Here is a 14288-nt window from a genome sequence, read left to right on the forward strand (position 1 = left end):
TCCGCGTCCTCCGTTTCTCTCATGCTGTGTATCCAACTATTCTACTCTATATCCATCACTTTAGCCCTTCTCTGAACCAAGCATGACCCCTTGCGCAAAATATTTTTGAGCAAATGGATAAATCATAAGCACTGGAATCATAGAAAGTACAATCGTAGCATTTTTCTTCGCCTGCGGCGCCAGCGCAGCGGCATCGACAAGTCCGGAATTATTGCCCTCGCTAAAAATAAGCATATCTCGAAGCACGACCTGCAGCGGGAACAGATGGCTGTCCTGCAAATAAATCATCGGGATAAAGAAGCTGTTCCAATGCCCCATAAAGTAAAAGAGCCCGATTGAAGCAAGCGCAGGCTTCGACAATGGAATAACGATATTGAACAAAATCCGAAATTCAGAAGCGCCATCAATAATGGCCGCTTCACGTACCTGCGAGGACATATTTTCGTAAAAGCTTTTCAAAATAATAAGCTCCATCGTCCAAATCGCATTTGGGATAACAAGCGCCCAAAACGTGTTATAAAGGCCCAGTTCTTTTACAATAAGAAAGTTGGGAATAATCCCCGGGTTTAAAAACATCGTAAGCACGATACCCATCATCCAATATTTTCTCCAAATAAAATCAGGTTTGGATAGCGGGTATGCTGCTATTGACGTAAACAGCAGGTTAATAAATGTGCCTAGTGCTGTATAGAACACCGTATTCAAATACGCTCTTGGAATTTTAACATCTTTCAGCACCTCTGCATAAGCTCCAAAGTTAATTCCCTTAGGCAGAAGCGTCACCTTTCCTTGCACAACTTGCGCAGTCTCACTCAAGGAAACGGACGTAATATACAAAAACGGATAAACCGTTATTGCAGCAATAGCTAGAAGTATAACTGTATTAATTAAAGAAAACAGGCTGAATCTTCTTTCTCCTACCATAGTCCTCGACCTCCAAGCCTTCTGCTAATTAGGTTAGCCGTTAGAAGCATGACCATTGCGATTAAAGCTTCAAACAAACCGACGGCGGACGCATAGCTATAGTTGGATTCCAACAACCCTTTGCGGTATACGAAGGTTGAAAATACATCCGCAACCTCATATGTTGGCGGCGTATAAAGAAGCAGAACTTTTTCATAGCCGATACGAATCATAGAGCCAGTTTTCAAAATAAACATAATTAGAATAGTCGGTAAAATGCTCGGAATCGTAATATACCACATACTGCGCAATCTTGTACTGCCATCAACCTTGGCTGCTTCGTATAAAGTCGGGCTTATGCCCGCGATAGCTGCCAAGTAAATAATGGCTTCATACCCCATCGTCGCCCAAATATCCGATGCTACATAAATAGTACGGAACCACTCTGGCATAATAAGAAAATAAATTTTTTCAAAGCCGAGCGCAGCAATCAGTTTATTGATAATACCGTTGCCTGGAGACAGAAAGTCAATAATCATACTGCTTATAATAACTACCGACAAAAATGACGGCAAATACGTTAACGTTTGTACAGACTTTTTGAACCATCTTGTGCGAACTTCGTTAATAAGAACTGCCAATATAATCGGAACTGGAAAGCCGAAAATTAGTGTAAATAATCCAAGCAGCAACGTATTTTTAAATAAAAGAAAGAAATCATTGCTGGAGAAAAACTTGACAAAATGCTTCAATCCAACCCATTCACTGCCTATTATGCCTTGAAAAACACTATAATCCTTGAATGCAATAATCAATCCGTATAGCGGTCCGTAGCGGAATAATAAGTAAAAAGCTATGCAGGGAATAAAGAGAATTAGAAGCTGCCGATCGCGTTTAATATGCTTCCACGTTTTTGCCAATCGACTGCTGGATGATTTTTTGCTTACCTCTACTGTAAATTCACTGTTGAGTTGCGGCAAGTCTCTTCCCTCCTGAAAGTATAAGGAATGGCACTCGGAAATGGTTCGTCTCCAAGTGCCAATCATTATGCTATGATTTGTACTTTAAGAGAAATAATGAAGCGCTTAGTTAGCAGCGTCATAACGCTTTTGAGCATTGTTGTAAATTTCTACAATTTTGTTAGCGCCAAGCTTTTCAGCGTTTTTAATCCACTCATTCCACTCTTTTTCACCGAATGATTTTTTAAGCACATAGTTCGCATTGAATGCATTCGACTCTTTTTCAATTGTAGACTGCAATTCAGCAATTGCACTCAGCTCATCCTCGCTGAAGTTCAGTACAGGATCAAGCACTTCAAATTTGTTGCCTGCAAGCATTTTGTCTTGTGCTTCCTGCTCTTTTTCAGTGAAGTTGTAGTAAACGCTTCGTCTGTCTGGAGCAAGATACATGCCTTCAAGCCATAGGCCGTAACGGTCCTCAAGCACTTTAATGTCTACAAGAGGCACATCTGTAAGCTCAGGGTAAACCGGTTTGCCGTTTGCATCGAAATTAAATGTTTCGCCTTCAACACCTAGCGTTACCAACGCAGCGCCTGATGGGCTTGTTAGGTAATCAAGCAATTTAAGCGCTACTTCTTTATTAGCATTGTTGGCTACAGTAATGCCCCACTCTGCATCAACCTTAGGAAGCGTACGGATATTGCCTGTAGGTCCAATTGGGTTAGCATAACGCAGGTTGTAATCAGGATTTTCGGAGCTGATCTGGTTGTAGAACAGATCCAAGCGGCCGATCCAATCCCAAGTTACAAATGATTTGCCGGAAGTCATTTTGGAAGTCCAGGAATCTGGTGTGTCTGTAATAAATTCAGGGTCAAGCAAGCCTTCGTCATACAGCTTTTTCATAAAATCAAGCATATCTTTATGTTCAGGCGTAGTTGCTGCGAATTTCCACTCTTTGGAGGACTCATCATAGTAGACTGGGTAAGCTGTACCGCCAATTCCCCATCCGTAAGCCAAGTCTCTGAAAATATATTCCTTTGTTTTAGAAGCCATTGGGTAAGAGTCTGGATACAGCTCTTTCAGCTGCTTCAACACTTGATAAAACTCTTCTGTGTTTGTCCACTCCTTGATGTTGTGCTTATCTAGAATATCTTTACGGAACATCAAGCCGTGGTTTACGTCACGGTTCATATTGTAGATCGGCCAAGTGTAGATATTGCCCTTTTCATCGCCGTAGGATTTGATTACCCAAGGGTTCTCATCTACGTACAGGCGCTTGAAGTTAGGCAGCTGATCCAAGTAATCATTGATCGCAACTACAGCATTTTGTTGTCCGATTTTGTTAAGCTCAGCACGCTTAAGACCGTGGAAAATGTCTGGAAGCTTGCCGGAAGCTACTGTCATTCTTAATTTATCTTGGTAAGTAGCAGATGAATACGCTTGAATGTCTAGTTTAATACCTGTGCGTTTTTCGATTTCTTTTACAATCATTTTGTCATTTACAGGGTTGTCGCTTACAAGCATCCATGTAAGAGTAGTAGGCTTGTCAACGATTGGAAGCTTGATACCGCCTGTGTCACCATACTGGTCGCTGTTATCTGTCTCTTCGACCTTATCGGATGGCTGGGCTGAAGGTGATGCTGGAGGTGTGGAGCTTGCTTTGCCTCCCTCTCCTTCATTGTTTTTCCCGCCGCATGCCGCCAGCATTGTAACCGCTAGCACAAGTACGAGCAAGACGCTGATGATCTTTCTTGACATGTCATTTCCTCCCTATTTGTATTCAATTATTTCGTCAGCCGGCCGTTCAGATCGGCTAATTCGAATTGTAGATTCCGCATCCAAAAACGTAAAGATAGCGTTTTCACAGGCTATTCTTTTTCGCCTCAAAAAGGGATGACATTCCGTGAAAAGCCAGCAGTATCAAGGGTTTAAAGCGTGTGGAATTTGCTAAACTAGTAGAAAACCATAATTATTATTTATTATTTTTCAGCTAATTACAGCTTACCTTGAAATAACAGCTCTGTCCTTGCAATATATGGATGATGCTGCTTTTTATATCGCATGCTCCATGCATCGTTTCGATTCTTAGAAGCAGCTTCTGCATCCATCATATTTCGGAAAGATAATCCTCGCAAACGTAAATTTTTTACAGTTGCGCAAAATTGAATCGAGCTGGTCACACGTTCCGCTATTCGGTAATAATTGAGACTTCTTCTGCGATTTATGGATCATTAACGGAACGACTGTCATTTTGCTGCCTCAAAACTGCGATTTTGGATGTAATAACGGAACGACTGACCAGCTGGTGAGTAATGTTTGACTCTAACGGTTGCTACAAAGGCTATTCTCGCTAAAATCGCATATTATATTTTCTAACGGTTACTATCGAGCTTAAATCCCCAATAAACTACTTATTTCTTCAGAAAAGGACGCAATAACCCTCAAGGCAACCGTTACAAGTTTAAATGAGCTAATTTCATCGAAATAGCGCAAGTGGCAACCGTTAGAAGCTAGACCTCTGGACTCCCATTATGCGAGGCACTTCTGCGAAATCGTTAGATATTGGGGCGTATCGGATTTCTGCTCATTAGTATTTTTCTGCGAACTGTTAGTTTTCAAAATGAGCTCATAATTAGCTGAGACTCGCACAGAAATCAAAAAAAGGATGCGCAATAGCATCCTTAGTATCCTTTTCTTATATAACATTCGTACTTCGGTGGTTAAACATTTCATTGAACCAACAGCGGCAACGCCAGTTCTATAGCTTATAGCCGCCAAGCTCGGCCAGCCGCTGCAGCGCAATTGCTGCGAGTAAAGCAGTTCCGTGCGCCAAGCAATCCTCATTCAAGTTATACTTCGGGTGATGAAGCCCGAATGCTTGATCAGCATTCTCGGCTGGACCGGCGCCGAGCCAGAAGAAACAGCCGGGAACCGATTGCAAATAAACTGAAAAATCTTCCCCCGCCAGCGTCGGTGCTGCTTCAACACGATTATTACGCCCAATAACTTCGTCGATGACAGTCTCCATATGCTCTAGCGGCTGCTCGTGATTAACCAGGACAGGTGTTTGCGAAATATATTTCAAATTTGCTTCGCAGCGATAGCTTGCTGCAATTTGCTTTACAATTCTTTCAATACGTTTATGCATCCCCGCCTGCACAGCTGGATCAAATGTTCTAATTGTGCCTGTCATCTCTGCATAATGAGGAATAACATTGTTGGCAATACCCGATTGTATACTGCCGATTGTAACGACAACTGGCTGAAACGGTGATATTTCTCTGCTTACAATCGTTTGGAGTCCCATAACGATAGCAGAGGCGGCTACTACGGGATCAATGCTTTGATCAGGTATAGCGCCATGTCCTCCCTTGCCCTCCAGTTTTATCTCGATCCGATCGACAGATCCCATTAAAGAACCGCTTCTTGTAGCAGCCATCCCAGCAGGCAGTGTCGGCAAATTGTGCAGTCCATAAATTTCGCTAACACCGTCAAGCGCTCCAGCAGCGATTAATGATTTGGCGCCTGCATTAATTTCTTCCGCCGCTTGAAACAGCAAGCGAATCGTACCTTTAAATGATTGCTTGGCAATAATCTTTGCCGCACCCAGCAGCATGGCAGTATGGCCATCATGGCCGCAAGCATGCATAACTCCTTTATTTTTTGAAGCAAAAGGAACCGCTGTCTCTTCTTCGATCGGCAGCGCGTCCATATCAGCGCGCAGCGCAATAACCGGACCAGCTTCCTCGCCTTTAAATTCAGCAATAAAACCGAACCCATCAGGATCGGTTTTAATGATTGCGCCGATTTGTTCGAGCTCTTGCTTTACTTTACGGGATGTTTCACTTTCCTGCAGGCTTAGCTCTGGAAACAAGTGCAGCTCGCGGCGAAATGCTACGAGCTCCTCCTGCATGGCCACCGCTTGCTGCTTTATAACGTCAAAAGACATACTATTGTATCTCCTTTCCATAAAGCCGCTTCATAATGGTTTTACCCGTTGGCGTCGCCGCCAATCCGCCTTTTGCCGTTTCTCTATATTTTTCTGGCATGGCGTTGCCTACATCACGCATCACATCAATGACCTCGTCAGAAGGGATCACGCTGCGTACGCCTGCCATCGCCATGTCCGAAGCTGTCATCGCGGTTACTGCTCCGAAGCCGTTTCGTACGATACATGGAATTTCCACGAGCCCGCCAACAGGATCACAAATTAATCCCAGCGAATTTTTAAGCGCCAGCCCAACAGCATGTATCGCCTGATTGACCGTACCGCCACGCAGCTCTGTCAATGCTCCCGCAGCCATGGCGATCGCTGAGCCAACTTCAGCCTGACAGCCTCCCTCGGCACCGGAAACGAAGGATTGATTGGCAATAACAAATCCGATCGCACCTGCGCTGAACAGTCCGGTTACCATATGCTCATCTGACCAGCCATAGCGCTGCTGCGCGCTTACAAAAACACCTGGGATAATGCCGCAGGAGCCAGCAGTAGGCGTTGCAATCACTCTTCCCATTGAAGCGTTCACTTCAGATACCGCCAGCGCATAAGCAAGTGCAGTGCTGGCTTCTTCACCAAGCGCTGTATTGCCGTTTGTTTTAAGCTCATGAACCCGCTTCGCATCTCCTCCGACAAGCCCGCTGCGGGAAGTTGTGTCTTCATTGATGCCTTTATGGACAGCTTCCTTCATCACTTCGTAATAATTGGCCATTTGCTTTATAATATCAGCCTTTTCCTTGCCCGATTCTGCTGCCTGTTCCATTATCATTAATTGGCCCATAGTCAGACTTTCTTCGGCACAAAGCTGCTCAAGCTGCCTTAAACTGGAAAATCTCATTCGATCCCCTCTTTTGCTGTCAGATCAATTAAGCGCACTTGCTGCACATTCGAAATAGACGCGATATCCTCTCTAATTGTTTGCGGTAATTGCCCATCGCATTCAATCACAGTTAATACAGCGCCGCTGCGAGATTTTCGGTCTACTTCCATAAATCCTATATTTGCGTTAGCTTCTTTCAGCTTGCTCGTTACGTCCGAAATGATGCCAGAGCGATCCTGATGAAAAATAATTAAGGTTGGATAGGCTGCAGTAAATTTAATATCGAAGTCATCGATTCCGATGACTTCGATATTTCCTCCGCCGATAGAGCAGCCTGTCATTTTAATGCTTTTGCCTTGCCGATATGCTGTAATGGAAGCTGTATTAGGATGAACCCCAGGCTTCACCGCTGTACTAAATGAGACTTCCATGCCAATTTCCTCGCTAATATTGAGCGATCTGCGCACACGGGGGTCGTCGGTATCAAAGTCTAGCAAGCCTGCAACTAATGCAAGATCAGTGCCATGCCCTTTATACGTATCAGCAAATGAGCCGTAAAGAACGATGTCTGCACGCTCCGGCAGCTCGCCCAGCAATTGCCTGGCGGTTCTTCCAAGCCTGACTGCGCCTGCAGTATGGGAGCTTGAAGGTCCAACCATGCTGGGACCGATAATGGAGAATACATCCTTGAACCTCATGTCCTAGCCTCCCAAATAATTAATCCTCAAGCCATTGCTGAAGATGTGCAGCCACAAATGAATCATCGTTCAAATGCGGGTAATCGCGGTAGACACGATCAATTTCTTCAGATTGTCCAGGCGACAGCTGCTCATGAGGATTCAAGCACCAAGTTCCCTTGAGCAAGCCTTGTCTGCGCAATACTTCATGTATGCCCGGAATACAGCCGCTGAATGCATGTGCTGGATCAAAGAAAGCAGCGTTGCAATCTGTTACCTCTATATTAGTCGTGAGCCATTTCGTTTCAATAGAGCCAAGCTGGCGGGCTTTTTTAATTTGCTCAAGCATTTCAACCGCCTTATTCGTCCACACTGCCCAATGGCCAAGCAGGCCGCCTACGATTCTTTTTTCGACAGCTGCTCCGTCTACTTGGAAGCGGTAGTTTGTGAACAGGTCGGCAACGATATTGTCGTCATTACCCGTGTAAAGCGCGATTTGATCTCTGCGGCTGGAGTTGCATACAGCGCGTACAACATCGATCGTTTGGTAACGGTTGAACGGCGCCATTTTGATCGCAACAACATTCTCAATATCGGCGAATCTCCGCCAGAAATCATAAGTGAAAATACGTCCTCCGACAGATGGCTGCAAATAGAAGCCAATAACCGGAATTTGCGCAGCTACTTGCTTCGTGCGTTCAAGAATAGCTTCCTCTGTCCAATCCGTTAGACCGCCCATGCTTAACAGGGCCGCATCATAGCCATGCTTAAGCGCAATCTTCACTTCATTAAGAGCCTGCTCAGTAGGGCCGCAAATGCCGGCTACCATAATAAACGGATGATCCAGCTTAGCCTTGGCGCGCTCCTCAGCTGCCATTCCAAGCACCGTCTCGAACAGATCATGCTCTTTGTCTCTAATTTCAAATTGTGTGGAATGCACGCCCACTGCGATTCCACCTGCGCCAGAAGCCAGATAATAACGACTCAGCGCTCTTTGATAGCGTTCATCCAGCTTGCGGTTTTCATCCAAGGCGAGCGGATGCGCCGGAATGACGATTCCGTCGTGCAGCGCTGCCAGCATTTCTGCAGAAAGTGTTGCTTGCATTAGAATTTCCCCTTTCTTTCTTGGAAGCCTGTCGGTTTATCCCAAGTTGCACCGTCGTTCTCAACCCACTCAGTAATCCAATCGATCATCTGCAGCAAGGATACTTCCGGATAGCCAAATATTTGATGAGACTTGGAAGCATTATTTAGCAATGCCAGCTCTGATTCCGTTCCTTCAAAAATCGCTTCCTTGCCCATACGCTTCGCAAACTGCTGTGCCGCCCAGCGGATCGACAATGTTTCCGGGCCTGTAATATTCATAAGCTCCGGCGGATTCGAGCAATGCGCCAGACAGCGCAGCGCCATGGAATTCGCATCTCCCTGCCAAATTACGTTGGCATGCCCCATTGCCAAATTAATAGGACGTCCTTCATGTACAGCTTTTGCAACCTCAAGCAATACGCCGTAACGCATATCGATCGCATAGTTCAAACGGTAAAATAGCATTGGCGTTTCATTTTTGCGGCCATGATATTCAAAAATTCTTTCGCGTCCAAGCGTCGACTGCGCATATTCACCAATCGGTTCAGGAGCTACAGATTCGTTCGCGCCGCCGCTGCCATAATTCATAAACGGATAAATATTGCCGGATGAAAAAACGACGATACGCGAGTTTTTAAATTTTTCCGCAACGCGGCCTGGCAAATACGTATTCATCGCCCAAGTAAAATGCTCGCGGCCAGTCGTGCCGAATTTATTGCCTGCCATATATATAATATTCGCTACCTCTGGCAGCGCATTCAATTCTTCATCGTTAAGCAAATCGCAAGTAATAGTTTCTACTCCAGCTGCTTCCAATTCATTTCTAGCTTCCTGGCTGGAAAAGCGTGAAACACCGATAACTCTTTTGTTCAAGCTGCCTTCACGTATAGCGTTAACTGCTAATCTTGCAAGGCTAGGACCCATCTTGCCGCCTACACCCAATATCATAATATCGCCTTCAACACCGGCCAAATCTTTAATAAGCGCTTCCGATGGCGTCGCCAGCTTCGCTTCTAGTTCTTCAACTGTTCTCATTTTCTATTTTCTCCTCCTTCAGCTTTCTTTCATTTCTATCATAACGATAGGACATATATAAAGACAAATCTTTAAATCGTCTTTAAATGGATGGAAAAAACTTCAACTTTTTTACAAGAAAGAACAGTTTGCTCTATTCGGGCAAACCTGCTGATTTATGCCAGGCGAGACAAACCATTTGCTAGTAGGGCAAGACGATTTTATTATTCGAGAAAAGAAAATCTGAATACTTGACGCGGTCTTCCGCGCGGCACCTTCTCCATCCCGGATATATCTACCAGTCCATTATCAATCCAAAGCTGCAATAAGCGATGACTGCTTCTCACCGTAATATTGAGCAATGCTGCAAGCTCATGAACTTTATATTCATACTTGCCGAATCGTGCCATATTAGCAAGCAGCTTGCTTAAATAAGCATTCGTCATTCCCGCTTCCTCGGCACGTTTAATAAGCTCCGCATCCGTCGGAGCAAGTACAGTTTGAACGGGATCTGCCATCTCCAGCGGACCGATCCATGTTAAATCCTCACGCACGATAAAGCATGCGTTGCCCCCGGCGTCCTTGGATTTGCGCAGCGCAGATCTCGCATTAGTGCCTGCCTCATTCGCGGAAGTGCCAAAGCCGACTCCAAAGCTAAGCGATAAGCCGTGCGCCTGGCTCGCTTCCTTGGCAAGCGGAATGTTTTTGTAGCCGCCTGTTTCGCGTTCAAAAATGCCGCGGGTTGTAAAAAACAAATACTCATCTCCGCCGAGCGTCGTCAAATATCCATCCAGCGATTCAACATAATCAAGCACCATGCGATGAATTTCCAGCTTCAGCTTCTGCACCTCATGCTCATTGCTGCGCTTCATCACAAGCTTGCCGAATTCATCCACGTTAATCATGCCGACAACGATTTGCGATTCCTTGCTGCGTCTTGATTCTGTCGACAAAAGCGCGCGCTCGAGCGCTACTGTCATGTCCTGCTCCGAAGGAATAAGCCACTGGCTGGCTACACCGGCTTCTGCAAGCTGGCGGACAACCTTCTCATCGCCGGAAATAGCGATCGTGCAAGCGCCTTTTTGCGCATGCTCGTAATGAAACTGAAACAGATGCTCGTGCGAATCATGCGCGGGGCCTTTATACACATAGACAGGCAATTGCTCCAAGCCCAGCTCCTTTAAAGCGCTCATCACCATAGATTTGGTCAATGTATCAACCGATATGCCGCCGGAGAGCTTGTTTGCCTGCAGGGCGTTGAACAATGTTCTGTACAATCCGGCACCCGTCAGCGGAACATAATGAACGGGAATCGCCAGCTGCAGCTTCTCTTTCACCTTGCGATGCGATTGCGCGCCAAATAGCAGCAGCACCTCCACCTCATCCTTCATTCGCTCTGCAATGACGAGCAGCTCTTCATCATTTTTGGCGTAGGCAGAAACAGGCGCAAATGTCGGAAATGCGATTATCGTCTTTAGCAGCTTATCGACGGCGTGCCTGGCTCCAATAATTCCTATTTTTATTTGCATGACAGCTCTCCCTCTTTCTAATATTCAGCTACAGTGTACTAAAGGATGAGCAAAAGAACAATAATGGATAAGGATAAACGGCTCCGCCGTCCTTTGGGACAGGCGCGTTTACCGATAAAATATAAGAACAGATATAAGGTTTCAAAAACGTATACTTTCTTATATTTTAATAAACTATGTTATACTTACTATAAGCTTTACTAATAGCTAGCTGCTTTTCTTACCACTTTTGCAAAAATCAATACTTAACAACAAGGGGGATTTTTCGCTTATGGCAAGTCAAACAGATGAAATCGTTCAGCAATCGCTTCAGGCTCTTATGGGAGACGCATCCTTTCTCCCCAACATGACGGGACACCACCGGGAACAGGCTTTTCAGTCCCTCGCAGCAATACTGTCTACGCCAAATAAAGTACATAAAGCGTTTTTGCGCATTCCGCTTGAAAATGGCGATTTGAAGCGTATTCCGGCCTATCGCATTCAACATAACGATACACTCGGCCCCTACAAGGGCGGCGTACGTTTTCACGAGTCGGTCAATGAGCAGGAAGTTACGAATCTGGCAGCGCTTATGACACTAAAAAACGCATTGCATGAAGTTCCTTTTGGCGGCGGTAAAGGCGGCATTATTATTAATCCTCGTCATTACACCGAGAAAGAGCTTAACTTAATTTGCAAAAAATATGTGCAATACTTTAACGACATACTCGGTCCTGATAAAGACATTCCCGCTCCTGATATGGGCAGCGGCGAGCGCGAGATGGACTGGATGATGTCCGAATATAAAAGCATTAATCCAGGCAAGCCCTATCTCGGCAGCTTTACTGGTAAAAGCATCATAAGCGGAGGTTCGCTCGGAAGAAGAGAGGCAACAGGCAAAGGCGTGTATTTTACTTTCCGCTATATGCTGCATGATTTTCTGAAGGATCAGCGTGATACACTTACGGCCTCGTCCGGTTCTTTTGCTTCCTCCCTGCTGCAGCTTGCCGATCGTCCGCGCCCTCTTACGATGGCCGTACAGGGCTTCGGCAATGTTGGCGCCGCTGCTGCGATGGAAGCTTACCGTTGTCCTTATATCAATGGCAAGGTAGTAGCAGTAAGCGACCGCAATGTGACATTGTACAGCGCAGAAGGGTTGCCGATTCCAACTCTGCTTGAGTATTCCTCGCGTCATATGGGTGATTTGCCGACTACGGCCGAGGAGCTGCAGGAGCTTGGTGTTTCAGCAGAAATACTTGATCGGGAAGCTGTGCTTTATTTGGATGTAGACGTATTGTTTTTGGCTGCACTACAGGATCAGCTGCACAAGGACAACGTCGATAAAGTCCAGGCTCGCTTAATCGTTGAAGGCGCGAACGCCCCGGTTACGGGTGAGGCGGATGAGGCGCTGGCGAGCAAAGGCACCATTATCATTCCGGATATTTTAGCCAATGCCGGCGGCGTTATCGTATCCTATTTCGAATGGCTGCAAGGCAGGGAGACGCAGTTTTATAGCGAAGAGGAAGTTTACAAGCTGCTATATGCCAAAATGCAAAAAACGATGAACAGCATACTGCCAGCTTTCTTCGCCAGCCAGTTGGCACTGCGCCAAAACTGCTTCAAGCATGCCGTCATGAAGCTGTCCACAGCGTTATATCGCCAAGGGAAGCTGTTCTAATTTACTGGCTACATTCGCATCAGACCTAGACCAAAGACCGTTTGCAGCGGTCTGAAGATGTCAGAAAAGCCCCGTTTCCCGGGCTTTATTTATAGCAGCCTGAAAAAAATCGCCTATCTCGCCTGTTTCTACAGGTGAAATAGGCGATTTTTTTTCTGCGGATAGAATCTTGTGCACCTGTGTAATGAACATGATTATTCATATACATTTAGCCGTTTGGACCTGGTGATGGTCGATTCTGTATGGTTTTTCATATACATTTGTGTTTTTCGGGGCTTTTCTGCGTAATGTATATGAAATTTCATATACATTGAGCTGTTTGGAGCTGGCGGCGGCCGATTATGTATGGTTTTTCATATACAATTGTGTTTTTCGGGGCTTTTCTGTGTAATGTATATGAAATTTCATATACATTGCATTGTGCTGTTTCAACGTGACGCCGACTGGATCTGTAAGAAAAACTACAGTTGGCGCAATGCACAAAATGCACTTAGCTACCACAATTGGCGCACAAAGACGGACACTTCCGCATCTCGGTTCCAAACTTGTTTAATCGATTTGTCTTAAATCAGCATTAAAGCGCACAGACATGTTCTGTGCGCTCTAAATGCCACGGTAGCTTCTGCAGCAATTTAATTACGTGTCTTTGATTGCATACTTTCTTTACTTGCGAACTACTACCTCTGGCGTAGTCAAGCGATCGTAAAATTCAACCGCTTTATCCTTGTCAGGCGAGTTGCGCAGCGCCATAGCAGAGCGCGGATGCTCGTCCAAAATACCTGTAATCATGTAAGGAATAATATAGCCCCACTCTTCTTTTTCACGAAGAGGAATCATAAATTTCTCGATCATATCCAGCACTGGACGTACATTGTACTTCGTATTTTTCAGCTCGGCTACTAGCAGCTCCGTATTGCAGTTGCCGGCAGCACGGCCCATGCCGTATACGGAAGCATCAAGCAGCTCTACTCCTTCTTCAGCAGCAATTAGCGTGTTCGCAAAGGCCAGCTGCATATTGTTATGAGCATGAACGCCTAAACGCTTATTAGGCAAATGCTCTTTAAATTTTCTAACAAGATAAGTCATGTCGCTTGGCTTCAAGCTGCCGTACGAGTCTACTACATAGACAACATCAACTACGCTATCAGCAATTTGCTGGAAAGCTTCTACTAGCTGGTTTTCCATAACGTTAGATAATGCCATTATGTTAAGCGTCGTCTCATAACCGCGATCATGGAACACCTGCACAAGCTCAAGCGCTTTATCAACATCTTGTATGTAGCAAGCTACACGAATAAGATCGATCATGCTTTCGCTGCGCGGCAAAATATCGCTCTCATCTACACGGCCGATATCTACAAGTGCAGACAGCTTCGTATTGCCTTTGTTAGGAATGACTTTTTTCAAGAAATCATCATTTAGAAAACGCCAAGGGCCTGCATCTTCCGCACCCTTCAAAAGCTTCGGCGAGTTTTTATAGCCAATCTCCATATAATCTACGCCAGCTTCATTCAGGCTATTGTACAAATGCTGAACAAACTCAACACTGAAGTCCCAATTATTGACGAGTCCTCCGTCACGAATTGTACAATCGACAATTTTACAATGATTAGTTTTCGATGACATGTAACTTAACTCCTTCGATC

The 14288-nt window shown here is 45.3% G+C and carries 11 protein-coding genes; 1 reads left to right on the forward strand and 10 read right to left on the reverse strand.

All coding sequences use genetic code 11. From position 1 onward, the window contains the following. Nucleotides 1-60: 60 nt before the first annotated feature. The 9 genes from V1L65_RS00930 to V1L65_RS00970 all read right to left on the reverse strand — a co-directional run bounded on the left by V1L65_RS00930 (nucleotide 61) and on the right by V1L65_RS00970 (nucleotide 10985). Nucleotides 61-924 carry a carbohydrate ABC transporter permease gene (locus V1L65_RS00930; RefSeq protein ID WP_331697166.1) on the reverse strand — a complete coding sequence of 288 codons (864 nt, stop codon included), beginning with the start codon at nucleotides 922-924 and terminating at the stop codon, nucleotides 61-63. After that, nucleotides 918-1823, reverse strand: a complete 906-nt coding sequence (locus tag V1L65_RS00935) for an ABC transporter permease (RefSeq protein WP_331697329.1) — start codon at nucleotides 1821-1823, stop codon at nucleotides 918-920. The genes V1L65_RS00930 and V1L65_RS00935 overlap by 7 nt, the downstream gene beginning before the upstream one ends. A 165-nt stretch (nucleotides 1824-1988) precedes the next feature. Continuing rightward, nucleotides 1989-3620 (reverse strand): extracellular solute-binding protein, encoded by a 1632-nt coding sequence (locus V1L65_RS00940; RefSeq protein ID WP_331697167.1) that lies wholly within the window; start codon nucleotides 3618-3620, stop codon nucleotides 1989-1991. Between the two features lie 1000 nt (nucleotides 3621-4620). Further along, complete coding sequence (locus tag V1L65_RS00945) at nucleotides 4621-5811, reverse strand: M20 metallopeptidase family protein (RefSeq protein ID WP_331697168.1); 1191 nt, start codon at nucleotides 5809-5811, stop codon at nucleotides 4621-4623. Between the two features lies 1 nt (nucleotide 5812). Beyond that, nucleotides 5813-6697 carry an L-serine ammonia-lyase, iron-sulfur-dependent, subunit alpha gene (gene sdaAA, locus V1L65_RS00950; RefSeq protein ID WP_331697169.1) on the reverse strand — a complete coding sequence of 295 codons (885 nt, stop codon included), beginning with the start codon at nucleotides 6695-6697 and terminating at the stop codon, nucleotides 5813-5815. Beyond that, a complete protein-coding gene (sdaAB, locus tag V1L65_RS00955) occupies nucleotides 6694-7377 on the reverse strand; it encodes an L-serine ammonia-lyase, iron-sulfur-dependent subunit beta (RefSeq protein ID WP_331697170.1) in 684 nt (227 codons plus the stop codon). Before sdaAB ends, sdaAA begins: the two co-directional genes overlap by 4 nt. A 19-nt stretch (nucleotides 7378-7396) precedes the next feature. Beyond that, nucleotides 7397-8461: a dihydrodipicolinate synthase family protein gene (locus V1L65_RS00960; protein WP_331697171.1), complete on the reverse strand. Its 1065-nt coding sequence runs from the start codon at nucleotides 8459-8461 to the stop codon at nucleotides 7397-7399. Beyond that, nucleotides 8461-9477: an NAD-dependent epimerase/dehydratase family protein gene (locus V1L65_RS00965; protein WP_331697172.1), complete on the reverse strand. Its 1017-nt coding sequence runs from the start codon at nucleotides 9475-9477 to the stop codon at nucleotides 8461-8463. The genes V1L65_RS00960 and V1L65_RS00965 overlap by 1 nt, the downstream gene beginning before the upstream one ends. A gap of 203 nt (nucleotides 9478-9680) precedes the next feature. Next, a complete protein-coding gene (locus tag V1L65_RS00970; protein ID WP_331697173.1) occupies nucleotides 9681-10985 on the reverse strand; it encodes a hypothetical protein in 1305 nt (434 codons plus the stop codon). 271 nt (nucleotides 10986-11256) lie between these two features. Between V1L65_RS00970 and V1L65_RS00975 the strand changes: the two genes are divergently transcribed. Then, nucleotides 11257-12642 (forward strand): Glu/Leu/Phe/Val family dehydrogenase, encoded by a 1386-nt coding sequence (locus tag V1L65_RS00975; protein WP_331697174.1) that lies wholly within the window; start codon nucleotides 11257-11259, stop codon nucleotides 12640-12642. Nucleotides 12643-13305: 663 nt separating this feature from the next. Here V1L65_RS00975 and V1L65_RS00980 read toward each other — a convergent pair. Next, nucleotides 13306-14268: an aldolase catalytic domain-containing protein gene (locus tag V1L65_RS00980; protein WP_331697175.1), complete on the reverse strand. Its 963-nt coding sequence runs from the start codon at nucleotides 14266-14268 to the stop codon at nucleotides 13306-13308. Between the last annotated feature and the right edge of the window lie 20 nt (nucleotides 14269-14288).

This window comes from Paenibacillus sp. IITD108, from assembly GCF_036541265.1.
GTDB lineage: Bacteria > Bacillota > Bacilli > Paenibacillales > Paenibacillaceae > Pristimantibacillus.